This window comes from Streptomyces sp. cf386 (assembly GCF_900103585.1).
Classification (GTDB): domain Bacteria; phylum Actinomycetota; class Actinomycetes; order Streptomycetales; family Streptomycetaceae; genus Streptomyces.
On sequence record NZ_FNHV01000002.1, the window covers coordinates 330,893 to 355,411 of the forward strand.

General features: G+C 71.4%; 21 protein-coding genes. 11 read left to right on the top strand and 10 right to left on the bottom strand.

The genetic code is table 11. The annotated features are described in order from the left end of the window. Nucleotides 1-13 precede the first annotated feature (13 nt). Nucleotides 14-1,345, bottom strand: a complete 1,332-nt coding sequence (locus BLU79_RS05715; protein ID WP_177000921.1) for a serine/threonine-protein kinase — start codon at nt 1,343-1,345, stop codon at nt 14-16. A gap of 242 nt (nt 1,346-1,587) precedes the next feature. After that, entirely contained in the window at nt 1,588-2,688 is a 1,101-nt protein-coding gene (locus tag BLU79_RS05720; RefSeq protein ID WP_093904495.1) for a citrate synthase 2, read from the bottom strand. Between the two features lie 268 nt (nt 2,689-2,956). On the opposite strand from BLU79_RS05720, the gene pdxH reads away from it, so the two are divergent. The 3 genes from pdxH to BLU79_RS05735 all read left to right on the top strand — a co-directional run bounded on the left by pdxH (nt 2,957) and on the right by BLU79_RS05735 (nt 6,025). Next, nucleotides 2,957-3,643 (top strand): pyridoxamine 5'-phosphate oxidase, encoded by a 687-nt coding sequence (gene pdxH / locus BLU79_RS05725; protein ID WP_371131830.1) that lies wholly within the window; start codon nt 2,957-2,959, stop codon nt 3,641-3,643. A 336-nt stretch (nt 3,644-3,979) separates the two neighbouring features. Further along, nucleotides 3,980-4,441, top strand: a complete 462-nt coding sequence (locus BLU79_RS05730) for a GNAT family N-acetyltransferase (protein WP_093904496.1) — start codon at nt 3,980-3,982, stop codon at nt 4,439-4,441. Between the two features lie 135 nt (nt 4,442-4,576). Further along, a complete protein-coding gene (locus tag BLU79_RS05735) occupies nt 4,577-6,025 on the top strand; it encodes a PAS domain-containing protein (RefSeq protein WP_093904497.1) in 1,449 nt (482 codons plus the stop codon). Between the two features lie 20 nt (nt 6,026-6,045). Here BLU79_RS05735 and BLU79_RS05740 read toward each other — a convergent pair whose 3' ends face one another. After that, nucleotides 6,046-6,801, bottom strand: a complete 756-nt coding sequence (locus tag BLU79_RS05740) for an SIS domain-containing protein (RefSeq protein ID WP_093904498.1) — start codon at nt 6,799-6,801, stop codon at nt 6,046-6,048. Between the two features lie 272 nt (nt 6,802-7,073). Here BLU79_RS05740 and BLU79_RS05745 point away from each other — a divergent pair, with 272 nt between their 5' ends. Together BLU79_RS05745 and BLU79_RS05750 are read left to right on the top strand one after the other, a co-directional pair. Further along, on the top strand, nt 7,074-7,766 hold the full coding sequence (locus BLU79_RS05745; protein WP_093904499.1) for an iron-dependent transcriptional repressor DtxR: 693 nt from the start codon (nt 7,074-7,076) through the stop codon (nt 7,764-7,766). Between the two features lie 705 nt (nt 7,767-8,471). After that, nucleotides 8,472-9,353, top strand: a complete 882-nt coding sequence (locus BLU79_RS05750) for an alpha/beta fold hydrolase (RefSeq protein ID WP_093904500.1) — start codon at nt 8,472-8,474, stop codon at nt 9,351-9,353. A gap of 106 nt (nt 9,354-9,459) precedes the next feature. Here BLU79_RS05750 and BLU79_RS05755 read toward each other — a convergent pair whose 3' ends face one another. From BLU79_RS05755 to BLU79_RS05765, 3 genes are all read right to left on the bottom strand, one after another. Next, entirely contained in the window at nt 9,460-11,052 is a 1,593-nt protein-coding gene (locus tag BLU79_RS05755) for a transporter (protein WP_093904501.1), read from the bottom strand. Then, complete coding sequence (locus BLU79_RS05760) at nt 11,049-11,822, bottom strand: ABC transporter ATP-binding protein (RefSeq protein WP_093904502.1); 774 nt, start codon at nt 11,820-11,822, stop codon at nt 11,049-11,051. The genes BLU79_RS05755 and BLU79_RS05760 overlap by 4 nt, the downstream gene beginning before the upstream one ends. A 94-nt stretch (nt 11,823-11,916) precedes the next feature. Beyond that, nucleotides 11,917-12,579 (bottom strand): bifunctional DNA primase/polymerase, encoded by a 663-nt coding sequence (locus tag BLU79_RS05765; protein WP_093904503.1) that lies wholly within the window; start codon nt 12,577-12,579, stop codon nt 11,917-11,919. A 317-nt stretch (nt 12,580-12,896) separates the two neighbouring features. Between BLU79_RS05765 and BLU79_RS05770 the strand changes: the two genes are divergently transcribed. Together BLU79_RS05770 and BLU79_RS05775 are read left to right on the top strand one after the other, a co-directional pair. Then, entirely contained in the window at nt 12,897-14,282 is a 1,386-nt protein-coding gene (locus tag BLU79_RS05770; RefSeq protein ID WP_093904504.1) for an NsdA family TPR-like regulatory protein, read from the top strand. A 201-nt stretch (nt 14,283-14,483) separates the two neighbouring features. Next, the gene (locus BLU79_RS05775) at nt 14,484-16,424 is read left to right on the top strand and encodes a hypothetical protein (protein WP_093904505.1); all 1,941 of its coding nucleotides are present in this window, start codon (nt 14,484-14,486) and stop codon (nt 16,422-16,424) included. A gap of 27 nt (nt 16,425-16,451) precedes the next feature. Here the strand turns inward: BLU79_RS05775 and BLU79_RS05780 are convergent, their stop codons facing one another. Continuing rightward, the gene (locus BLU79_RS05780) at nt 16,452-17,762 is read right to left on the bottom strand and encodes an ABC transporter substrate-binding protein (protein ID WP_093904506.1); all 1,311 of its coding nucleotides are present in this window, start codon (nt 17,760-17,762) and stop codon (nt 16,452-16,454) included. 117 nt (nt 17,763-17,879) lie between these two features. On the opposite strand from BLU79_RS05780, the gene BLU79_RS05785 reads away from it, so the two are divergent. Both BLU79_RS05785 and purU read left to right on the top strand, forming a co-directional pair. After that, on the top strand, nt 17,880-18,380 hold the full coding sequence (locus tag BLU79_RS05785) for an SCO4402 family protein (RefSeq protein WP_093904507.1): 501 nt from the start codon (nt 17,880-17,882) through the stop codon (nt 18,378-18,380). Between the two features lie 47 nt (nt 18,381-18,427). Beyond that, entirely contained in the window at nt 18,428-19,309 is an 882-nt protein-coding gene (gene purU / locus BLU79_RS05790) for a formyltetrahydrofolate deformylase (protein ID WP_093904508.1), read from the top strand. A 190-nt stretch (nt 19,310-19,499) separates the two neighbouring features. On the opposite strand, the gene BLU79_RS05795 is transcribed toward purU, so the two are convergent. Next, the gene (locus tag BLU79_RS05795) at nt 19,500-20,780 is read right to left on the bottom strand and encodes a zf-HC2 domain-containing protein (protein ID WP_093904900.1); all 1,281 of its coding nucleotides are present in this window, start codon (nt 20,778-20,780) and stop codon (nt 19,500-19,502) included. A 167-nt stretch (nt 20,781-20,947) separates the two neighbouring features. Continuing rightward, the gene (locus BLU79_RS05800) at nt 20,948-21,535 is read right to left on the bottom strand and encodes a sigma-70 family RNA polymerase sigma factor (RefSeq protein WP_093904509.1); all 588 of its coding nucleotides are present in this window, start codon (nt 21,533-21,535) and stop codon (nt 20,948-20,950) included. Nucleotides 21,536-21,899: 364 nt separating this feature from the next. Between BLU79_RS05800 and BLU79_RS05805 the strand changes: the two genes are divergently transcribed. After that, entirely contained in the window at nt 21,900-22,280 is a 381-nt protein-coding gene (locus tag BLU79_RS05805; RefSeq protein ID WP_093904510.1) for an STAS domain-containing protein, read from the top strand. Between the two features lie 170 nt (nt 22,281-22,450). Then, entirely contained in the window at nt 22,451-22,963 is a 513-nt protein-coding gene (locus BLU79_RS05810) for an EF-hand domain-containing protein (protein ID WP_093904511.1), read from the top strand. Here the strand turns inward: BLU79_RS05810 and BLU79_RS05815 are convergent. Beyond that, nucleotides 22,942-24,456 (bottom strand): class I adenylate-forming enzyme family protein, encoded by a 1,515-nt coding sequence (locus BLU79_RS05815; RefSeq protein ID WP_093904512.1) that lies wholly within the window; start codon nt 24,454-24,456, stop codon nt 22,942-22,944. The genes BLU79_RS05810 and BLU79_RS05815 overlap by 22 nt on opposite strands. Between the last annotated feature and the right edge of the window lie 63 nt (nt 24,457-24,519).

Below are 24,519 nucleotides of genomic sequence, written 5' to 3' on the forward strand. Positions count from 1 at the left end.
CCTGCAGCGGCCGTCAGTCGTCCTCCCCGCCGTCCCCCTCGCCGTCGTCATCCTGCGGCACCTCATGCCGCCTCTGCTGCTCCCGCTCCTCCTTGTCCCGCCCGTCCCGACCGGCACTCGTCTCCGCCGCCGGGCTCGGGGACTCAGTCGGGGATGCCGTCGGGGACGGGGTCGACTCAAGGAGGGACGCGGATGCGGACGCGGGCGTGCTCGGGCCGGGCGGGGCCTCCGACTTCGTGCCCTCCGACCCGGTGTTGTCGGGGGAGAACCACAGCATGCCCAGGAGCATCGCGATCATGAAGAGCACCGCTCCGGCCGCCGTGACGGCCACGCGGCTGGTCCCGGACCGCGATCTCGATCTGGATCTCGGTCTGGGGCTCGGTCCGTCCGTGGGCGCTGTCCCTTGAGCCGAGGGCAGCATGTACGTCGTCGGGTTGCTGGTCTCGCCCACCTGCTGCGACCCGGCGACCGAGGGCGACACGGCCGTCTGCCGCCGGGACGGCGGAGTCACGTCGGGCAGAGGCTCGGGGCGGCCCTGCCAGGCGCCGGTCGTGAACCAGTCGGCGGCCTGCTGGGCGCTGGGCCGCTGCTCGGGGTCCTTGGCGAGCAGGCCGAGGAGGTAGCTCTCGAAGGCGGGCGGGAGGCCGGGGACGCCCAGCTCGCGGGGCGGTACGGGGGCGGCGTCGAGGTGCTGGTGCAGGATGGCGACGGCCGTGTCGGCCTGGAAGGGCGGGCGGCGGGTCAGCAGCTGGTAGAGGACGCAGCCCAGCGCGTAGACGTCGGAGGGCGGGCCGGCCGGCTGGCCCAGGGCCCGCTCGGGGGCGAGGTACAGGCTCGTGCCGACGATCTGGCCGGTGGCCGTGAGCGCGGCTCCGGGGTCGTCCAGGAAGCGGGCGATCCCGAAGTCACCGATCTTGAGGGTGCCGTCGGAGTCCAGGAGCAGATTGCCGGGCTTGATGTCCCGGTGGACGATGCCCTGCCGGTGCGCCGCGGCCAGCCCCGAGGCGGCCTGGGCGGCGATACGGGCCACGCGCTCGGCGGGCAGCGCCCCGGAGCGGGCCAGCGTCCGGGCGAGGCTGTCGCCCTCGACCAGCTCCATCACCAGGTAGAGCTGGTTGTCCTGCTCGCCGAAGTCCCGTACGCCGACCACGTTCGGGTGGTCGATCCGTGCCGCGGTCTGGGCCTCCAACCGGAACCGGGAGGTCGCGGTGGGGTCGGAGTCCTGGGGCAGGAGGAGCTTGACGGCCACATGCCGGGCGAGCGTCTCGTCGTAGGCCCGCCAGACCTCCCCCATCCCGCCGCGCCCGATCGACTCGGCCAGCCGGTAGCGGCCCGCTATCAGCACTTGCTTCCCCATCCCCATGCCGTGAGACGTCCTGATCGCCGCAGGCCGTAACTCACCACGTAGGGACGGGTGATGGTGGGTTGCCGCAGCCGCCCCAGCATACTGGCGGAGCGGATCAGTCACGTTCCGTATGCGATCTTCAGCGGCATCACGCGGAGCCGGGACCCGGCATCACGCGGAGCAGGATCCGCCCCGCGTGATGACCGGCACCGGCCCGCCGGAGAGGTACGCGTGCGTGGGGCTCAGTGCGCGATGTCGGCGTAGCCCACGACGTCGCGCGGGTCGCGCGGGCCGGGGCCGATGTAGCGCGCGGACGGGCGGACGAGGCGGCCGGTGCGCTTCTGCTCCAGGATGTGCGCCGACCAGCCCGCCGTACGGGCACAGGTGAACATGGACGTGAACATGTGCGCCGGGACCTCCGCGAAGTCCAGGACGATGGCGGCCCAGAACTCCACGTTCGTGGCGAGGACACGGTCCGGACGGCGGGCGTGGAGCTCCGCCAGGGCGGCCTTCTCCAGGGCCTCGGCGACCTCGAAGCGCGGGGCGCCGAGTTCGCGGGCCGTACGGCGCAGCACGCGCGCGCGTGGGTCCTCGGCGCGGTAGACACGGTGACCGAAGCCCATGAGGCGCTCGCCCTTGTCGAGGGTCTGCTTCACATACGCCGAGGCGTCGCCGGTGCGCTCGATCTCCTCGATCATGTGCAGGACACGGGACGGGGCGCCGCCGTGCAGCGGACCGGACATGGCTCCTACGGCGCCGGAGAGGGCCGCGGCCACATCGGCGCCGGTGGAGGCGATGACGCGGGCCGTGAAGGTGGACGCGTTCATGCCGTGCTCGGCGGCGGACGTCCAGTAGGCGTCGACGGCGGCCACGTGTTTGGGGTCGGGCTCGCCACGCCAGCGGATCATGAAGCGCTCGACGACGGACTGGGCCTTGTCGATCTCGCGCTGCGGAACCATGGGCAGGCCCTGGCCGCGCGCGGACTGGGCGACGTAGGAGAGGGCCATGACGGCGGCCCGGGCCAGGTCCGCACGGGCCTGCTCCTCGTCGATGTCCAGGAGCGGTTTCAGTCCCCACACGGGCGCGAGCATGGCGAGGGCGGACTGGACGTCGACGCGGATGTCGCCGGAGTGCACGGGGATCGGGAAGGGCTCGGCGGGCGGCAGACCGGGCCGGAACGCACCGTCGACCAGCAGCCCCCACACATTGCCGAACGAGACGTGGCCGACCAGGTCCTCGATGTCGACGCCCCGGTACCGGAGGGCGCCGCCCTCCTTGTCCGGTTCGGCGATCTCCGTCTCGAACGCGACGACTCCTTCGAGCCCGGGTACGAAGTCGGACATCAGGCGGCTCCTCATGATGTGTGCGACAGGTGGGGTTGTGGGTGGGACGACCACATGTCAGTCGGCAGAGATGGACGTACGCCGATGGATCCACGGTCACGGACGACTCGCGGTCCGGGGGCGTACCCCTGTGATGCCCCGTGCGACTGGCGGTCATCCAATCGCGACGGCAACAGCACGATAACCCCGAGTGCCACCCTTGGGGAGGTCTTGCGGCACTCAGTGCCATGCAGTGACCAAGGACACCGTGCCCTACGGCGCCCGCCTCATGCGGCAAGATGACGGCGTGACCGACCGAGACGCCGTCCCCCTCGACCCCGCCGCGATGCGCAAGCAGTACCGGGCCGAGGGCCTCGCCGAGAACGACCTGGCCGCCACTCCCGTCGAGCAGTTCGCGCGCTGGTTCAAGCAGGCCGCGGCGGAGGCCCACCTCTTCGAGCCGAACGCGATGATCGTCTCCACCGCGGACGCCGAGGGCCGGCCCAGCTCGCGCACGGTGCTGCTGAAGCAGTTCGACGAGCAGGGCTTCGTCTTCTACACCAACTACGACTCCCGCAAGGCCCGCGACCTCGCCGACAACCCGTACGTCTCCCTGCTGTTCCCCTGGCACGCGATGGCCCGCCAGGTCATCGTCTCGGGCGTGGCCCGGCGCACCGGCCGCGACGAGACGGCCGCCTACTTCCGCACCCGCCCGCACGGCTCCCAGCTCGGCGCCTGGGCCAGCGCGCAGTCCAGCGCCATCCCGTCCCGCGCCGAACTCGACGCCTCCTACGCCGAGTTGGCCGCGCGCTACCCCGAGGGCGAGCAGGTGCCTGTGCCACCGCACTGGGGCGGTTTCCGGGTGGCGCCGCAGACGGTGGAGTTCTGGCAGGGACGGGAGAACCGGCTGCACGACCGGCTGCGGTATGTGGCGGAGCAGGACGGGAGCTGGCGCGTGGAGCGGCTCAGCCCCTGACGGCGGCACAGGCTCCGGATACGCAGACGACCCGCGAACTCGGGTCCTCCGCCGTGGCGGGGAGCCGGCCGGACGTGCCGGCGAGTTCGCGGGTCGGGTGACTGCTGGGATTGGGCCGGCTGCACGCGTCTCTCACGTGCTGGTCCGGCACCGCACTGGGTGGGGTGACGGGCCGCTAGCCCGCAGCCACCTCACGCGTCCGGTATTCATACATCTGCCGAACCACCTCCCTTCTCGTGTACCGCACACACTAGGAAGGGGCTCTCCCCCGATCAACCGTTTTTTTCGTGATGGACGTATCGGCACTGCTCACCTAGCGTTCCGATCATGACGCCCATGTCTGAGCTTCGGATAGCGCCGGTCGACGGCGAGGTCATGCTCGAGGAGTGGCGGTACGTCCACAACGTGATCGTTCCGCCCGCGGCCATGGATCTCGGAGACGTACGGGAGCGCAGCGGGCGCTACCGGCTGCGGAACGCGTACGTCGGTGATGTCCTGGTCGGCTGTTCGACCGTGCGGCCGCCGGAGGGCGAGGAGGCCGTGGCGACGGTCATCGCGCGCGTGCTGCCCGAGTACCGGCGGCGTGGGTACGGCAGGGAGCTGTACGAGGACGGGATCGCGCACGCGCGCGTGCTGGGCGCCGGGGTGATCGAGACCTGTGTGCTGGCCGCCAACGAGGACGGGTTGCGGTTCGCCGAGGCGCGTGGGTTCGTGGAGGTCGACCGGTACGTGCTGGACGGCGAGAGCGATCTGTGGCTGGACCTGCGGTTGGAGCAGGTCACACGCAGGGACACGTAGGCACGGGGCGGCGCGTACAACGATTCCTTCAATCTTGGGGAACACGGTGTGTGCTGCGTCACGTTCCAGTTAGATGATTGCAAGTGAGCGAACCGACGCGTCGTACGTGCGGACGCAGCTTGGCAGGGGGTCCATGTGAGTGCTTCCCGGCGTAGTGGGACCACCGACGAGCTGGGCCCGGACGAACCCGAACGGGACGGCCCGGGCGGTTCGTCGGCAGGTTCGGCGGGTGCGGCAGGTGCCGAGGGTTCGGCAGGCGGTTCTGATCTGCTGGCCGCGCTGCTGGACGGGATGGACGCTGCCCTGTGCGCCTTCGACGCCGACGGGGTCGTCACCCATTGGAACCGTGAGGCGGAGCGGATCCTCGGGTGGAGTGCGGACGAGGCCGTGGGGCGGCACGGGTTCGCCGGGTGGGCGGTGCGCGAGGCCGACGCCGAGGAGGTCGAGGGGCGGCTGTTGTCCGCCATGCAGGCTCCCGGGCGGCAGGTGCACGAGTTCGCGCTGCTGACCAAGGACGGCGGGCGGGTGCTCGTACGGACGCAGTCGGCCGCCGTGCGCGGCCCGGACGGGAAGCCCGCCGGGGTGTACTGCGCGTTCAGTGAGGTGCACGCGCAGATCGATCTGGAGCGGTCGATCGCGTTGAGTGAGGCGTTGTTCGAGGACGCGTCGTGGGGTGTGGTGCTCGTCGACGCCGACCTGCGGCCCGCCGTCGTGAACGCTCATGCGGCTCGGGCTCTGGGCATCGGGCGGACCTCCGTGCTGGGGCGGCCGCTCGGGGAACTGCTCGCCCAGGGCGTCGAGGAGCTGGAGAGCGCGCTCACCCATGTGCTGGCGGAGGGCGCGCCGCCCGCGCCGGCCGAGGTCTGGGTGAGCGTACGGACGCCGGAGGGCGAGCGGCGCCGGTGCTGGCGGTGTGGCTTCGTACGGCTGGCCTCGCCGCTCGCGGAGGAGCCCGTCCCGTTGGGGGTGGGCTGGCTCTTCCAGGACGTGACCGCCGCCAAGCAGGGCGAGCAGGAGGCGGCGATGCTGCGGTTCCGGACGAACCAGCTGCATCGGGCCGCGCGGGCCGCCGCGGAGTGCGAGGACCCGGCGGAGGCGGCGACCGTGCATCTGGACTTCGCGCTGGCCGGGTTCGCCGATCACGCGCTGATCGACCGGGTCGCGGGCGGTGCGGTCGCGGACACGGACACGGCGGAGCCGGTACGGCTGGTCCGGGTCGCCGTGACGCCCTCCGGGGCGCCGGGGCCGAGTCTGCTCGGCGGCGAGGCCGGGCTGCCGGTGCGGTACGGCGAGGGGCATCCGGCGTTGCAGTGCGTGGCCCGCGCCGGGTCGGTGCGGGCCGACGCGGGGAATCTGTCGGCGGAGAAGGCGCGCGAGTGGGCCGTGGGGCGGCAGTGGCCGGCCGACGTGGTGCACGCGCTGTGTGCCGTGTTGCGGAGTCGGGGGCGGACGCTGGGGGTCGTGACGTTTCTGCGGGGCTCCGGGCGCAGCGCGTTCGAGCGGAGCGACGCGGTGTACGCGGAGGATGTGGCGGTGCGGATCGCTTCCTCGTTGGATCTGGCGGGGGCGCTGGGCCCGGAGTAGAGGTGCCCGGCGGCGCCGGGTCAGTGCCGGTAGAAGATCCGGTCGCCGTACTTCTCGAACACCCGGCTGTTCCAGTCGAGGCCGCCGTCGACGTTCCCGGAGCGCAGGAGCGGGGGCTCGATGCCGCGCTCGGCCAGCGTGCTCGCCGCCGTGGCCATGACCGCCTGGAGCAGAGCCGACGTGACGACCGTGGACGCGGGGGCGAACGGGGCCGGGATGGTGTCGAGGGTGAGTTCGGCGTCGCCGATCGCGATCTTCGAGTCGAGGACGATGTCGCAGTGGTCCTTGAGGTAGGTGCCGGAGGCATGGCGGGACTGCGTCTGGGAGGCGTACGCCACCGAGGTCACGCCGATGACCCTGACGCCGAGGGCGCGGGCGCTCATGGCCATCTCCACGGGGAGGGCGTTGCGGCCCGAGAGGGAGATGATGATCAGCGCGTCGCCGTCGCGGAGCGGGGAGCTGTCGAGGACCGCGCTCGCGAGGCCGTCGACGCGTTCCAGGGCGGAGCCGAGGGTGGCGGGCATGACGTCGACACCCACGACACCGGGGACCGCGAGCAGGTTCATCAGGGCGAGGCCGCCGGCGCGGTAGACGATGTCCTGGGCGGCGAGGGAGGAGTGGCCCGCGCCGAAGGCGAAGAGCCGGCCGCCGGTGGCGACGGTGTCGGCGAGCAGGGTGCCGGCTGCCCCGATGTTCTCGGCCTCTTCGTCTCGGACCTGCTGGAGCAGGCCGATCGCGGCGTCGAAGAACTGGTCGGCCGGCTTGCTGTCGCTCATGCGGGGCCCTCCGGGTGGTCGTCGGGTGACGGTGTGTTGCGGATCACCGTGCGGTCTGGACCAGTGCGGTGTCAATACGGCCGGATGCCTCCGCTCGGCCGCATGGCTCGCCGCCGTGTAACCCGTTGGTTTCAACGGCGCGGCACGCTTGTCAGTGGTATCCGGCAGAATTGAGTGCAGGGCCAGCGCACGCGCCGTGGAGCTGTCTCGCTTCCGGCTGAGCTGATCGCAGAGCTAGCTGAGCTAATCGCAGAGCTAATCGAGGGGCACGTATGTCCGGACTGATCGACACCACGGAGATGTATCTCCGCACCATCCTCGAGCTGGAGGAGGAAGGTGTGGTCCCCATGCGCGCCCGGATCGCCGAGCGGCTGGACCAGAGCGGGCCGACCGTCAGCCAGACGGTGGCGCGGATGGAGCGTGACGGGCTGGTGTCCGTGGCGTCCGACCGGCACCTGGAGCTCACGGACGAGGGGCGGCGCCTGGCCACCCGCGTCATGCGCAAGCACCGCCTCGCCGAGTGTCTGCTCGTCGATGTGATCGGGCTGGAGTGGGAGCAGGTGCACGCCGAGGCGTGTCGCTGGGAGCACGTGATGAGCGAGGCCGTGGAGCGGCGTGTGCTGGAGCTGCTGCGGCACCCGACCGAGTCGCCGTACGGCAACCCCATCCCCGGCCTGGAGGAGCTCGGCGAGAAGGACGGCGCCGATCCGTTCCTGGACGAGGGCATGGTCTCGCTGGCCGACCTCGACCCGGGCATCGAGGGCAAGACGGTCGTCGTGCGCCGTATCGGCGAGCCGATCCAGACGGACGCGCAGCTGATGTACACGCTGCGTCGGGCGGGCGTGCAGCCCGGCTCGGTGGTGAGCGTGACCGAGTCCGCGGGCGGTGTGCTGGTGGGCAGCGGTGGTGAGGCGGCCGAGCTGGAGGCGGACGTCGCCTCCCATGTGTTCGTCGCCAAGCGCTGAGCCGTCGGCGCTTGGCCGTCTCGGGTTCCTTCCCGCGTAACTCCCGGTAAGGGAGCGGGAGTTGTGACGATTCGTCGAACGCGTCGAATCCAAGATCCACTCCGCCAAATCGCAGCGCTCGGACCCTTCGCGTGCGAGGCTGTCGCGTGAGGCATATGACCTGAGGGCTCTTGGCCGTGATCGCCGACGATGCGATCGGCCGGTGAGGGGGCGGGCGGATGTGCCGTAGTTGTGGAGAGGGCCCCGGCGCCTTGCGGCGCCGGGGCCTGTCCTCCCCTGTGCTGACCCGGAGCCCCGAGCTCTCAGGGTCATCCCCTTCGGACCGGTTTCCCCGATCGGTCCGCCTCCCGGTGAAGATCTCCCCTCAGCAGGGGCGATCAATCCTTGCGGGGGGTCACTCGAATGAGGGGTGTTCGCCGCGGAGACCGTATTTTCGAATAGGGGTTCGATAGTCTGCGGGTGACGGTTCACGCGGAACGTGCGCTTCAGGTATGTGCGCATAAGATCACGTGAGACACACAGGACATGCACATCGCGTGCAACGGCTTCGACGGCGCCTGTGACGCAGGTGGCGCCCGGTGCTCGCGTGAGCGATGGCGGATACGGCAGGCACAGCGCGCACGGCAGGCAGGACGTGGTTCACAGGATCGGCCGGCTCGACCGGGAGCGAGCAGTCCGAGGGGAGCTAGGGGGGTGCCAGGATCTATGGCGCGGCGCATCGACGTGACCGGGACAGGCGGCGTACGTCTCGCGGCCTGGGAGTTCGGCGACCCTCTCAAGACCGACCCCCTGAAGGAGCACGACGGAACAACCGGCGTCCTCTTACTGCACGGCCTGATGGGCCGCGCCTCCCACTGGGCGTCCACCGCCCGCTGGCTTTCCGAACGACACCGTGCGGTCGCACTCGACCAGCGCGGCCACGGCCGCAGCGACAAGCCGGTGCAGGCCGCCTTCACACGTGAGGCGTACGTCGACGACGCCGAGGCGGCCCTCGAACAGCTCGGCCTCGCCCCCGTCGTCCTCATCGGCCACGCCATGGGTGCGCTGACCGCCTGGCAGCTGGCCGCCAAGCGGCCCGACCTGGTGCGGGGCGTGATCATCTGCGACATGCGGGCCTCCGCGCTCGGGACGGCCTCGCAGCGGGAGTGGGCGGACTGGTTCAAGTCCTGGCCCGTCCCCTTCGCGACGCTGGCCGACGTACGCAAGTGGTTCGGCGAGGACGATCCGTGGGTCGAGCGGCCGAACCCCGCGCGGGGGGAGTTCTACGCCGAAGTGATGCACGAGTGCGAGGACGGGTGGCGGCCGGTCTTCGAGCTGGAGCAGATGCTCGCCTCCCGGGAGACGTGGGTGTACGACGCGCACTGGGAGGAGCTGGCTCAGGTGCAGTGCCCCGCGCTGGTGGTGCGGGGGCTCGATGGGGAGTTGGGGCGGGCGGAGGCGCAGGAGATGGTGCGGGTGCTGCCGCGGGGGGAGTATGCGGAGGTGGCCGACGCCGGTCACTTGGTGCACTACGACCAGCCGGAGGGGTGGCGGGCGGCTATCGAGCCGTTTCTGGACGGGGTACGGGGTGACGCCGGGCGCCTATGAGCTCGGTGCTTTCTGACGGACGGCGGCTGCGGGTTGGTGGTGGTTGATCGCGCAGTTCCCTGCGCCCCTTGGGCGGCGTTGCAGCCCCGCGCCTCACAAGGAACCGTCAGCCCTTGCTCACCGCCGCGAGGATCTCCGGTAGGCGGGCCGCCGTGCGTGGGGCCGCCAGGCGTAGGCCCAGCCAGGTGAGTGCCGCACCGTACGCCGTGCCCGCCGGTAGCAGCAGCCACGTCCAGGTGTCCCCGTTCTCGCTCACGTTCAGCCAGATCGTCACCGCGATCACGGGCGCGCAGAGCAGGGCTGCCGCGATCATGCCGCCGAAGATGGAGATCCAGGCCAGGCCGGCCTGGCCGGGAGCGACGTTCTTGTAGCCCTCCTGGGGGATGGAGTACGGGAAGCGGGCCGATGTCCAGGCGCCCGTCGCCAGCATCGCGCCGAGGAGGGCGAAGGACAGGCCGAGGACCTCGGGCAGCTTCGGCCAGTCGCCGAGGAGCGCTGTCGTCAGGACGGTGACGAGGGCGGCGTAGGGGAGCGTGATCAGCAGCAGGGCGAGCGCTCGGCCACGCAGCTCGACGTAGGCGTCGCGGGGGGACGAGATCGTCATCGCGACCATCCAGAACGCGGACGTGTCCTGCCCGAACTGGTTGTACATCTGGATGCCGAGCATCCCGGCGGCGAAGCAGGCGAAGTAGATCGAGCCGGTGCCCTGCAGAGCGTTGAACAGCGGCACGATCAGGCCGATGGCGAGCGAGGTCACCCAGGCCGCCTTGGTCTTCGGGTCGCGCCAGACATAACGCAGGCTGCGCTCCACGACGGTGCCGGTGCGGCCGGCCGGCAGGAGGCGGGCCAGTCCGGTCGAGGTCCGTTCCCGTACGGCGGACTCGGTGGCCGCCTGGAGCGTGGAGCCGTCGGGTGCGGTCATCAGGCGGGTCAGATGCCGTGACCATACGGCGATCAGCGCAACCAACGCGCCCGCACTCAAGGCGAGTTGGAGGAGCCCGACGCCGTACGCCCCCTCGCTCACCGACTTCACCGCCCCGATCGCGGACGCCGGCGGCACCCACCGCAGCACCTCCGCCGCCGGATCGAGCTCGCCGAGCCCGGCCGAACCCAGCCGCTGCGCCCCGAAGTTCACGAGCTGCGCGCCGATCGCGATGACGAGCCCGCTCAGTACCGCCAGATCGCGGCCCTTCCGGCTGGTCAGCAGCCGGATGTTGGCCGCGGCGACGGCCCGCGCGAGCGCCACGCACACCAGCAGGGCCAGGACGACACCGATGACCCCGACGACGTACGCCACCGCGCCCCGCGCGACCGCGATCACCGAGCCGGCGAACAGGCACAGCGTGAACAGCGGCCCTATCCCCACCAGTGAGGCCGCGAGCAGGGCCCGTACCAGTGGCTTGGGGCGCAGCGGCAGCATCACCAGCCGTGTCGGGTCGAGGGTCTCGTCGCCGCCGGGAAAGAACAGCGGCATCACGGCCCAGCCGAGCGCGAGCACCGCGACCAGCAGGACGACCACGGAGTCCGCGTGCGCGTTGCCGCGCAGCAGGACCAGCCCGAGGAACTGCAGGGCCGCGAAGAGGAGGACCAGGACGGCCGAGGCGATGTAGGCGGCCCGCCGCCCGGCGGACTGCCGCAGCCCGTTCCGCAGCAGGGACAGCTTCAGCCGTACGACGACGGCGGTGACGTCGGTGCTCATCGGGCCGCACCGCCGCCGAGCCAGTCGAGGTCGGTCCCGGCGTCGCGGCCGTTCGCGCCGACGAGTTCGAGGAACGCCTGCTGCAGCGAGGCCGCGTCACCGCGCACCTCGGCGAGGGTGCCGTGGGCACGGATGCGCCCGGCGGCCATCACGGCGACCCAGTCGCACAGCGACTCGACGAGCTCCATGACATGGGAGGAGAAGACGACGGTCGCGCCGGAGGCGGTGTAGCGCTCCAGGACGCCGCGGATGGTCTGCGCGGAGACGGGATCGACGCCCTCGAACGGCTCGTCCAGGAACAGCACTTCGGGATTGTGCAGGAGGGCGGCGGCGAGCCCGATCTTCTTGCGCATACCGGTCGAGTAGTCGACGACCAGCTTGTGCTGGGCCCCCGCCAGATCGAGTACGTCGAGCAGTTGCGTGGCCCGCTTGTCGACCTCGGCCCCGGGCAGCCCGCGCAACCGCCCCGAGTACGCGAGCAGTTCCCGCCCGGAGAGCCGCTCGAAGAGCCGCAGCCCTTCGGGCAGCACCCCGATCCGGGCCTTGACCTCGACGGGGTCCCGCCACACGTCGTGCCCGACGACCTCGACGGATCCCTGATCGGGCCGCAGCAACCCGGTCACCATGGAGAGGGTCGTGGTCTTCCCGGCCCCATTGGGGCCCACGAGCCCGATGAACTTCCCGGCAGGCAACTCGAGATCAATCCCGGCAACAGCAACTTGCTGCCCGAACCGCTTCCAAAGCCCACGCACACGAACAGCCGACGTCATGAACGCCAACCTTAGGGGCGCGGGGAACTGCGCGACCAGCCACGAACGACCGGCGGCCGCCGATGATGATCAACCAGGCAGATGAAGCGGCGAACTACCGATCCCTGCCGCAGGCATACGCCAACGGCGAGATCAACTCCTCCGCATCCGGCAGCCACCGATTCGCCGGCGTCGGCCGGCAGGCCCACTGCACAGCCCCCCGAGACCCGAACCGCGTAGGAGGCCCGGCGACATACGCCCCCTCCCCGAGCGCGATCAGATCCAGCGACCCGACCGACCAGCCCAGCTTCCGCACCAGCTCGGGCACCTTCACCGACGCACCCGGCAACACGAAGAAGTGCATCCGACGATCCGGCGTCAACGTCACCGGCCCCAGCGACAACTCCATCCGCTCCATCCGGGCCAGCGCGAGAAACCCGGCCGTCTCCGGGACGGAAATCGCGTCGAAGGTGCGCCCCGTCGGCAGCAGGATCGACGCGTTCGGCTGCTTCTGCCACATCCGTCGCGCGACCGTCGCGCTCCCCGTGGCCTGCGTCGCCCAGTCGGGGCGCGCGGCGTGCGCACCGGGCGCGGGGCAGGCGGCGTCGCCACAGGAGCACAGCTGCACCCCGTCGACGGCTTCCAACCAGGTACCTGGGAACACGTCCCAGTGGCGCTCCTCGGCGTAGCGAACGGCGGTCTCCAGCAGCGTTTCGCCGCGCTGCTTGGGAATCTGTGCGGCTTCGGTGGCCGGGATCGTCTCTTCCACGCTGAACACAACTCCCGCACCCACCTCGGGTTACGGGCGTCGCGCGCGCGGGGGAGGAGCATTGATTCCTCATTTGGGGCGCATGGGTGCATGTGTGGGGGCGCGCAGGAGGATCCATGGTCCGAGCTGGGTAGCCAACTGTGGGGTCGGGTTCCGCCTTTACCCCGGCAATCCTCGCAAGCCTCGCATTTTCGGTATGTCGACGGGGCATTGATCTTCACGGCCGGTTCCTTTCGGTGCACTGCCGGTGCCCCGGGCCGGAGTCGGCCGGTGGAAGAACGTCAACTCGGTGCGTGGGCAGGCACCGCAGCCACAGGGGGTACGCCATGGCCGCAAGGCCTCTCGTCGCGCGACAGCCGAACGAACGGCTGCAGGCGCTCATCCAGGAAGCGGGCTGCTCGAACGCAGGGCTGGCCCGCCGGGTCAATATGTGCGGCGCCGAGCACGGCCTCGATCTGCGCTACGACAAGACGTCCGTGGCGCGCTGGCTGCGTGGACAGCAGCCGCGGGGGCGGGCGCCCGCGATCATCGCGGAGGCGCTCGGCCGCAAGCTGGGCCGTACGGTCACGATCGACGAGATCGGTATGGCCAACGGCAAGAATCTCGCGTCCGGCGTCGGTCTCCAGTTCTCGCCGACTGTACTGGGGGCCATCGAGCAGGTCTGCGAGCTGTGGCGCAGCGACGTCGGGCGGCGGGACTTCCTGTCCGGCTCGTCCGTCGCCGCGTCCGCGCTGGTCGAGCCCAGCCGGGACTGGCTGATCTCGTCGCCCGACTCGCAGGTGTCGCGCTCGGCGGGGCCGCGGGTGGGGCAGTCCGACGTGGCGGCCGTGCGCGCGATGACGCAGGCGCTCGTAGACCTTGATCATCAGTACGGCAGCGGGCATGTGCGGCCGGTCGTCGTGCACTACCTGAACAGTGTCGTGTCCGGGCTGCTCGCCGGGTCGTACCGGGAGGCGATCGGGCGGGAACTCTTCGCCGCCGTCGCGCGGTTGACCGAGCTCGCCGGGTACATGGCCGTCGACACCGGGCAGCCGGGGCTCGCCCAGCGGTACTACATCCAGGCGTTGCGGCTGGCGCAGGCGGCGGGCGACCGGGGGTACGGCGGGTATGTGCTGGCCGCTTCCATGAGCCACCTCGCCGCGCAGCTCGGGAACCCGCGCGAGATCGCGCAGTTGGCACGGGCGGCGCAGGAAGGGGCGCGGGGGCGCGTGACACCGCGCGCGGAGGCGATGTTCTACGCCGCCGAGGCCCGAGGGCATGCGTTGATGGGGGACGCGCGGGCCGCCCAGGTGGCGTCCGGGCGGGCCGTGACCGCGCTGGAGACGGCGGAGCCGGAGTCCGGCGACGACCCGGCGTGGATCGCGCACTTCGACGAGGCCTATCTCGCCGACGAGTTGGCCCACTGCCACCGCGACCTCGGCCAGGCCGAGGCGGCGGCGCGGCGCGCGGAGGAGTCGCTGGCCGGGCTCCCGGAGACCAAGGCGCGGCGCCGGGCGATCGGCTATGTGCTGCTCGCCACAGCACAGGTCCAGCAGCGCGAGGTCGAACAGGCCTGCCACACCGGGCTGAAAGCCGTCGAACTCCTGGAGACGCTCCGCTCCAACCGGGGCGCCGAGTACCTGGAGGACTTCCAGCAGCGGCTGGAGCCGTTCCGGGACGAGCCGGTGGTAAGGGAGTTCGGGGCGCGGCTGGACCTTCAGGCCGCGGCATGAAACCAGGGGGTACGACGGCGTGAACGGCAGGGAAATGAAGGCAGTGGCGTGAAGGGAGGGCCTTAACGGCGGATTGGGGGCCGTTGCTGTTACCGCGGTCACAGGGACGCAGGTCACGTCCTTGGCCGCGTAGCAGCCGGAACGGAGGACCCGGTAGCGTGAGCCGACGATTCCGAAGGTCCCCCATTCGTAGGAGTCCCGGTGACGCAGAGTGGACAGGGCGAGGAGCCCTCGGCGCGGCAAGCGCGCGAAGGCATCGTGCTGCCCTCAGACGGCGGTGAGCCGCTGCTGCCGGGCATGACGGGCCAGCCCACGCCGATACCGGCGACGCCGCCGACGGCACCGCCGCCCTCGGCACCGCCCGGTGGCCAGGCCTGGGGCACCCCGTGGGGCCCGGACCAGCCCCCGACCCCGCAGCCGGCCGCGCCGGGCCAGGCCTGGGGGGCGCAGCCCGGTCAGCCCTGGGGCGGGCAGGAACAGCAGTACCAGGCGCAGGCACCGGCCCCGTCCCCGTGGGGCGCGGCGCCGGAGGGCGCCGGGGGCATACCGACGCAGCCGCTGCCGCCGGAGGGCGGGGCGTACGGCGGGGGCGTGCAGGGTGTCCAGAGCGCGCCGCCGAGCATGCCGGCGTACGGGCACGGCGACCCGGCCGGTCCGTCGATGCCCGCGCCGCAGCCGCCGTACGGGCAGAGCGGTCCGTCGTCGGCGCCGCTGCCGCCCGCGGGTGGGCAGGCGTACGGGGCTCCGGGCGGGGGTGTGCCGCTGCCGCCCGCAGGTGGGGAGACGTACGGCGTTCCCGGCCCCGGTGGTGCGTTGCCGCCTGCCCAGCAGGGCGGCCAGGGCGCGCTGCTGCCGCCCCCGCACGGTGGCTCCAATCCGCCGCTGCCGCCCGCCGCGCACGGCGCCTCCGACGCGCTGCTCCCGCACGCCGGTGCCGGGGCCGGTGGCTTCGGGGCTCCGTTGCCTCCGGCCGACGAAGGCGCCACTCAGTACATACCGCCGGTCAGCGCAGCCCCTTCGGGCGCGGACGACCAGGCCACCCGCTTCATACCGCCCGTCGGCGCGCCCGGCGCGCCCTCCGCGTTCGAGGGCGCGACGCAGTACATACCGCCGGTGGGGCCGGGCGCGCTGCCGCCCGAGGTGTCCCATGAGAGCACCCAGATTCTGGGGCGGGTCCGGCCGGGCGGCGGTGCCGGTCCCGCGGCCGGTGCCGGGCCGATGCCGCCCTCGTCCGGGCCCGACGCCGAGGCCACGCGGTACATCCCGCCGGTGCCCGGTCAGGCGGGCGGGGTGCCGCACGGCGGTGCGCAGCGGCAGCCGCTCTCCGACTTCGACAACCTCTTCCGCAGTGAGCCGGGCGGCGAGCCCCCGGCCGCGGCCACCCAGCAGCTGCCCCGCTTCCAGCAGCCGGGGCCGCAGCCGCAGGGCGGGGCGTACTTCCCGCCCGGCCCGAACGACCCGCACAGCCCCTACGGCCCGGGCGGTGACGACGGCGGCCGGGGCGGTCGTACGGGCTCGCGGCTGCCGCTCATCGCCGCCGTCGGCGTCGGTATCGCCGTGCTCGGCATCGGCGCGGGCGCGCTGCTCGCCGGCGGGGGCGACGACGACAAGAAGAGCGACGAGAACAGGCCCGCCGCGGCCACGGCACCGGCGACGGAGGGTTCCCCCTCGCCGTCCGCCGACCCGGCCGAGCAGCAGGCGATCGCCCTGGACAAGCTCCTCGCCGACAGCGGGGACAGCCGTACCGCCGTGATCAACGCGGTGGCCGACGTGAAGTCCTGCGGAAACCTCGCGCAGGCCGCCAAGGACCTGCGGAGCGCGGCCGGGCAGCGCAACCAGCTGGTCACCGACCTGTCCAAGATCGAAGTCGACCAGCTCCCGAACCACACCGAGCTGACCACCGCGCTCACCAAGGCATGGCAGGCGTCGGCGTCCGCCGACAACCATTACGCGGCGTGGGCCGATCAGGTCGCCGGCAACAAGAAGCTGTGCAGGAAGGGCCAGGCCCGCTCCACCGGCCAGACCCAGGCCGGCAACCGTGCCAGCGGCACCGCCAGCGAGCAGAAGAAGACGGCGGCGCAGCTGTGGAACACGATCGCCAAGAAGTACGGCCTGACGGAGCGCCAGCCGACCCAGCTGTAGGGCAGGGCCCGGGCCCTGCCCGGGCGGTCAGTTCAGGTCGGCGTTCTGCAGGGTCTTCGTCACGTCGATGAAGCCCTTGCGGGCCGCCACCAGCCGGCCGTCCCGCACGACCTGAAGGGTCACCTTGCGGTTGACCAGACGGGGGAAGCCGACGGAGGCCAGGACGTCCTGGAACTTCCACTGCAGGGTGGGGGTCAGTCCGCCCGTGGAGATCTTCAGGCCGTCGTTCAGGGCCTCCCGCACGGAGTCGGCGTTCACCTCGCCGCCGTCCAGCGACTCGACGACCTTCTTGAACACCGTGTACGCGATCCAGGTGGTCTGCACGCCGGCGTCCGCGGGATCGATGCGGTTGTCGCCGAAGGCCTGCTCGCTGATCACCTTCTTCATGGCGTCCCAGCGCGGATCGCTCGCCACGGGGTACCAGCCGGTGATGTACGACCCCTCGTACGGGCTCGACGCCCCGCCGGTCGCGTTGATCACGGTCTGGTCGACGCTGCCCAGCACGGTGGCGGTGCGCACGTCGGGGTAGTTCTCGCGGGACCGCCGGAAGGAGTCCATGAAGGTGCTGTTGCGGTCGCCGAGGGCGGGCACCACGCAGCCCGTGTCCGACAGGTCGTCGGCGGCATAGGCCAGGGCCTGCACCGACTGGGTCCCGTACTCGGTGGCGTCCTCCTCGGCCAGCTGGTCGCCCGCGACGGTGTGCCCGCCCGCCCTGAGGCCGGAGTTGAGCAGGGGCGGCAGTTCGTCGCCCGCGATGCTGTCGGGGCGTACCAGGGCGACGGGGCCGCACCGGCCGGCCAGCTCCTTGCCGAGGCCCGCCAGGAGGGTGGGCTGGCCGCCGTTGACGGGGTAGGAGAGGGGGCTGGTGAACTCGGCGTTGGTGACGCCGTAGCCGCCTATGTACGGGATGCCGGCGCCCTCCAGCGCGGGCAGGAAGCTGTCGCCGTACTGGCTGTAGGAGCCGATGACCGCGACGACGTTCTCCTCGATCGCGCGGTCGGCGCACTTCGCCGCGGCCACGCTGTCGTTGTGGTCGTCGCAGGTGAGGACCTTCAGCTTGCGGCCGCCCAGGCCGCCGTGGGCGTTGATCCAGCGGGCGTACGCCTGCGCGAAGGCGGGCATACCGGGCTTGTTGGTGGCTTTGGTGTTCTCCGGGGCCCAGGTCATGACAGTGATCGAGTCATCCCCGGAACCCCCCGTGGTACCGGGGATGACCCCGCATCCGACGGCGAGCGACGCACACGCCACCAAGGCGGCCGCAGAGCGAGCCGTGGCTCTTGCGGGCCGCTTGGTGATCGCGGGGAGGGCGGTGCTGCGCATGCGTGGCCTGCCGGTCATGGACACGCACGATTCCGCCACACAACAAACCCAGGCGTGACCCATGGTGAGCAACGGGTGACCAGAAGGTGAATTACAGGGGCCGGTGAGGCGCCTGTGAAGGAGAACGTACGATCGATGACCGTGCAAGGTACGGATAGCTCTTCCCGTCGCGGCCGTCGCTCATCCACCATGGGCGGCATGCCACTCAACGACATGCCGTGGTGGCGCTGGCGCAGCAATGTGCGCTCCGCGCTGCACATGCTCTCCGACCAGGTGTTCCAGCGCGACGTCTGGCTGGCCGGCGTCGACGGATACGGCGACGTCACGGACGCCGTCTACCGCCTGGTCGAGGACACCTGGCTGGACAACTGGTCCGCGGAGAAATACGTCGGAACGATATTCCGGGACTCGCAGGAGGCGGCGCTCGTCGACACCGCCGTGCTGCGGGTACTGAGGATCATGCACCAGGTCGGCCCGGACGCGCCGGTCTCCGCGTACATGGAGCACCAGGGGTGGCCGGAGGCGGTGCGGGCGGCGCGGGACGCGCATGTCCGGATGGCCATGGCCGACGGCGAGGAACCGGACACCCCGCCGCGCACACTCGAGGTGCTGCGGATCATGACGCGGTCCGCGTAACGGGACGACTGTCCGCCGAGGGGGTCGGATATGGGACCCTGTGCTGCATGAACGAGCAGTCCACCCGAGCCGCGGTCCCCGCCGACCAGTACGTCCTCATCCTGTCCTGCCCCGACAAGCAGGGCATCGTGCACGCCGTGTCGAGCTACCTCTTCATGACCGGCTGCAACATCGAGGACAGCCAGCAGTTCGGCGACCACGACACCGGACTGTTCTTCATGCGCGTCCACTTCTCGGCGGAGGCGCCGGTGACGCTGGACAAGCTGCGGGCGAGCTTCGCGGCGATCGGTGACTCCTTCCAGATGGACTGGCAGATCCACCGGGCCGAGGAGAAGATGCGGGTCCTGCTGATGGTCAGCAAGTTCGGGCACTGCCTGAACGACCTGTTGTTCCGCGCCAGCATCGGCGCGCTGCCGGTGGAGATCGCCGCCGTGGTGTCCAACCACACCGACTTCGCCGAGCTCGTGGGGTCGTACGACATCCCCTTCCACCACATCCCCGTGACCAAGGACAACAAGTCCGAGGCCGAGGCGCAGCTGCTGGAGCTCGTGCGCGAGGAGGGTGTGGAGCTGGTCGTGCTGGCCCGCTACATGCAGGTCCTCTCGGACGACCTGTGCAAGCAGCTGAGCGGGCGGATCATCAACATCCACCACTCCTTCCTGCCGAGCTTCAAGGGCGCGAAGCCGTACCACCAGGCTCACGCCAGGGGTGTCAAGCTGATCGGCGCCACGGCTCACTACGTCACCGCTGATCTCGATGAGGGGCCGATCATCGAGCAGGAGGTCGAGCGGGTGGGGCATGACGTCACGCCGGATCAGCTGGTGGCGATCGGGCGGGATGTGGAGTGCCAGGCGCTGGCTCGTGCGGTGAAGTGGCATGCCGAGCGGCGGATTCTGCCGAATGGGCGGCGGACGGTTGTGTTCGCCTAGGAGCTCGGGTTCATCTGTCGTCGGGCGGCTGCGGGTGGTTCGTGGTTGCTCGCGCAGTTCCCCGCGCCCCTAAAGGCACATCCGCTGAACGTATTCAAAGGGCGCGGGGCTGTAGCGATTTGCGGCTCCGCCGCGTGGGCGCGACCAGCCCCCACTCACCCGCAGCCGCCCTCGAAAACGCAACCCACCCCTACATCCGGCTCAAGCTCGCCGCCGCGAACAGCACATCCCTGATCGCCTCCCGATCACCCACCTGCCCAGCCGCCGCATCCGTCGGAGACACATGCCCCGCGGCCAGGCGGCAGAACTCCCCGCCGTCCAGGGCGACATGCGCCACCTCATGCTCCGCGGAGCCCACCGCCGCCGGAGAGTCCAGGGGAATCAGCCACTCACCACCACCCGAGCCCTCGATCTCCAGCCGCAGACTCCGGCCCGGTTCCCCCGCAGGGACAAGGTGCCGATGCGGGCCGGGAGGCGGCGTCGCGAGGCCCGCTCGGCGGCGGGCGGCGAGGACCGTGGGGAGCATGCGGGCGGCCAGGTCGACCATGCTGTGCAGGTCGCGGCCGGACGGCGGCTCGTACGGGTAGTCCACCGCCTCGGCGATGTCCTCCGCGTGCACCCAGCACTCGAAGGCGCGGTCCAGCATCGCGTCGTGCAGCGGCAGTTCGAAGTCGCCGTACGGCACCGACAGTCTGCCCGTGCCGCCGCCCGTGAAGGACGCCGTGCGGACCAGGTCGTGGGTCTGCTCGCGCCACGGGGCCCGTACGGCGCGCGTCGGCGGGTAGTGCGAGGCCCGCCAGTACGCCTCGGTGCGCGCGGACGGCGTCGGGTGGTCCGCGGCCACGTCGCCCAGCGGGTCCTCCAGGCCCAGCGCGATCGCCACCAGCCCGTCGACGGTCAGCAGATGCGCGATGACCCCGGCGACGGTCGTACGTCGGCTCGTCGGCTCGTCCTTCTCGAACCACCGCAGCCGCACGGGCGCGTGCCACTCGGCGTCGCCGAAGTCCTGCAGCAGGGCGTCGAGACGGGCGGTCTGGGCGTCGTACGCCGTCGCCCACTCGGGCACCGGGATGCGCGGTGGGCGGTGCTCCAGGCAGCCCTCCAGTACGCGGGTGCGCAGGGACGGGTCCAGGTCGAGGGACTCCGGTGGGTGCAGCAGGCCGACGGCCTCGCGCAGCCGCCGTGCCTCGTCCGCGCAGGAACCGCAGTCGCCGAGGTGTTCCTCCACGGCTTCCGTCTCGTCCGGTGAGCAGGCGGCCAGCGCCCACGCGCCCAGGAGCGACTTCAGAACCCGGTGTTCGAGCAGGAGCGGGGCCGGGCGCGGTGCCGGGTCCCCGAGGTCTTGCGGGCGGAGGTCGGGCAGGGGCTGCCCGGTGTCCTCGACGGAGGCGCGGGGGAGCGGTATGCGGGGCGGCTGGTCCGGGCTCGGCTCGGGGGCGGGGTGCCGGTCGTCGCCGTTGCCGCTGCTCATCCCGTCGGCTCCGCGGGGGGTGTCGCCGGGGCCGCCGTTCTCGTATGGCTTCTCACCCCTGTGTCCCTCCTGGCCTCCGTGTCCCTCCTTGCCTCCGCGTCCCTCCTTGTTTCCGTGTCCCCCTGGACCCTCGTGCTCGTCGTACGCCTCGAACCGTCCCGCCTCGTTCACACCGCACCCCCATACCCCGGCGGCGCCCCCGGCGCGGCTCCGGCGTCATGGGCCGTGGAGAGCAGTTGCAGGCCCAGGCGGAGGCGGCGGCGGGCCTCGTCCTCGGTGACGCCGAGGTCGGCGGCGGTCTGGCGGTAGTCGCGGCGCTGGAAATAGGCCAGCTCCAGGGCGGCGCGCAGCGGGACGGGCATCGACTGGACGATGTAGTCGGCGCGGGCGGCGACCGAGGCGTGCCGCACCTTGCGCTCCAGTTCCTCGGTGGAGCCCTGGCCGCCGGCCTGGACGAGGGCGGCGGTCTCGGTGGCGCGCAGCCGCTGCACGGCGAGGCGGTGGGTCAACGCGGCGACCCAGGAGCGCAGCGGGCCCTGCTTGGGGTCGTAGGTCTCAGGGTGCTGCCAGACATGGGCGAAGACGTCACGGGTGAGGTGGTCGGCGGCGCGCTCGTCGCCCAGCACGGTGTGGGCGAGGCCGTGCACCAGCGAGGCGAAGCGGTCGTAGAACTCGCCGAGGGCGGCCGCCTCACCGCGGGCGAGGCGCTGCTGCATCTTGCGGTCCCAGCGGGGCGGTGCGTCCTTCTTCGCCATACGGCCCCCCTCACCGGTCCGTCCTGTCCAGCGTGCGTCCGTCGTCTCCCCGAATGTAGTCGGCACGTCGGACAGCGCACGCCCCTTTGTCGCAAAGTGCGCCCCTTGAAGAGCCATGGCTGGTGACGCACCTCGCACTCGTGATAGGGGGCTCCGATGGGAGACCCGGGGCCTCGCACCCGCTCGGCTACCCGGACGTCGTGTGATCAGACCTGATCGAACAGGATCGAATGCGATGGAAACAAGCCTCTTCTGATCGGTGACCGTTTCTTGGAGGGTGTTTCAGGGAACAGCCGCTGGGCAGCCGCGCTGCAAGGAAGCGTAGGAGTCGCTTCCGTTTCGGCGAGTTCGGCGAGCGAGGGGCGTGGTGGTGACGGTGAAAGTGACCGGCGGCGAGCGGGGCGACTGGGCCGTGCTCCAGGTGTCGGGCGAGCTGGACCTGGTGACCTCGCCGGTGATGCGTCAGCACATCCATGACGTGGTGGCCGAGGGGCGCCACAGCCTCGTCCTCGACCTCTCCGAGGTCCTGTTCTGCGACTCCAGCGGGGTCGGCGTCCTCATCGCCGCCCGCCGGCTGATCCGCTCCTGCCAGGGCAGCCTGCGGCTGATACTCCCCGCGCAGGGCGCGGCGGACGGATCGCACGTCAACCGGGTCCTGGGCGCACTGGGAGTGCGCAGGCTGTTCGAGGTCTACCCGGACGTCGCGGCGGCGGTCGCGGACGACGCGGGGCCACTGTCGGCCTGAGGCGGACCGAGCAGCGCACTTTCCCCGCGAACCCCTCGAAGTGCCACACCGTTGTCCCAAAATTCCCCCGGTCTTGGCACAACCGCCCCTTTCCCGCGCCCGGACGGCCCCCGGCGTCGTACGCTCCGTCCCAGAGGTACCCCACGTGACGTAAGGCGGCCCGATAAGACATGGTCAGCAGCGAGTACGAGCGCAGGATCGCCGCCCGGTTCGCCACCTTCGACCAGGACGGCAACGGCTACATCGACCGGGAGGACTTCAGCGCGGCGGCCAAGGCGCTGCTCGCGGAGTTCGGCACCACCGCCCGGTCCGACAAGGGCCAGGCCCTGTACATCGGGGCCGAGGCGTTCTGGCAAGGAATGGCCGGGATCGCCGACCGCGACGGCGACCAGCGCATCACCCGCGAGGAGTTCGTGAACGGCGCGGTCAAGCGGCTGCGCGACAACCCGGACCGGTTCGCGGAGATCGCCCGCCCCTTCCTGCACGGCGCTCTCGCCGTGGCGGACCCCGACGGTGACGGATACGCCACCGTCACCGACACCGCGCGCGTGCTCGGCTGTCTCGGGGTCGCACAGGACATCGCCCGGGCCGCCGCCGCCGCGCTCGACGCGGACGGCGACGGCAGGGTGGCGGAGAGCGAGATCGTGAACGCGTTCGCCCGCTACTTCACCGTTCCCGAGTAGCGCTCCCTGAGCTTGTACTTGAGCACCTTCCGCAGGGTCTCGTTGCGCGGAAGGGCGTCGACCACCTCCAACTGCTCCGGCAGCTTGTGCGTCGACAGCCCTTCCCCGCGCAGGTAGGCGGTCAGCTCCTCAAGGGTCGGCTTCCCGGCGGCGCCGGCCGGTTGTTCCACGACCGCGCAGACTCGTTCCCCGCGCTCCGGGTCCGGCAGCCCGATCACCGCGACGTCCCCGACCGCCGGGTGCCGGTGCAGCAGGTCCTCGATCTCCTTGGCCGAGATGTTCTCGCCCTTGCGGATGATCACGTCCTTGAGCCGGCCGGTCAGCACCAGATGTCCGCTGTCGGTCAGATGCCCGAGGTCACCGGTGCGCAGGAACCCCTCGTCGTCGAAGGCCGCCGCCGTCTGTGCCGGGTCCAGATAGCCCCGGCACACCGCCTCCCCGCGCAGCCGCACCTCCCCCTCGACGATCCGTATCTCCATTTCCTCCGGCGGCCGTCCCTCCGTCGTCGCCAGGTTGTCCGCCGTGTCGTCCGGCGCCCCCATCGTGATCATCGGCACCTCGGTCATGCCGTACCCGTGGGTGAGCTGCACCCCCATCTCGCGCACCACCGCGTGATACAGCTCCGGCGGCTTCGGCGCCCCGCCGCCCGCCAGCAGCCGCAGCGAGGGGACGACCTTCCCGCCGCCGGGCTGCCGGCGCTGCTCCGCCAGGAACATCGAGTAGAACGCCGTCGACCCGCCCGCGATCGTCACACCCTGCCCGCGGAACGCCGCCAGCGCCTCCGGCAGCGCGAACTGCTCGAACATCACCGCCGGGAAGCCGTACAGCAGAAGCATCACCATGTAGTCCGGGCCGCCTATGTGCGCGTACGGGAAGGCGATCGACCCGATGTCGTCGGCCCTCGGCCGCAGCGCGTGCGCCAGGCACGAGCCGCCCGCGATCAGGGAACGGTCGGTGTGCAGGACGCCCTTGGGGTCGGACGTCGTCCCCGAGGTCCAGTAGATCCAGCGGACGGAGGCGCCTTCGGAGGGCGGCGCGGGGAGTACGGCGGGATCGCCCTCCGGCAGGGTGTCGTACGCCTCGAAGATCCCCTTCGCGCCCAGTCGCCGCGCCATCTCGGTGTGGTCGAAGCCCCGCCACCCGCCCGGCACGGCGAAGAACTCCGCCTTCGACTCCCGCAGCGCGAAGCCGACTTCGCGGTCCCGGTAGAACGGGATGACCGGCGACTGTACGGCGCCGAGGCGGGCCAGTGCGAAGGAGAGCAGGGCCGTCTCGATGCGGGTGGGCAGCTGCCAGGCGACGACCGTGCCGGGGCGTACGCCCATGTCGTACAGGCCGGCCGCCACGCGCTCGGCACGCGCGCGTAGGTCGCCGAAGGACAGCGAGCGGGCGTCCTGGAGGAGGACGGGGCGGTCGGGGGTCAGTTCGGCACGGCGTGCGACCAGTTCCCAGAGCGTGCGCGAGGAACCCAGGGCGTGTGCGGTGTCGTTCACGACAACCCCCTTTTGCTGACGATGTGTCAGATCGTGCGGAGAGCGTAGGGCTCGGCGCCTTGT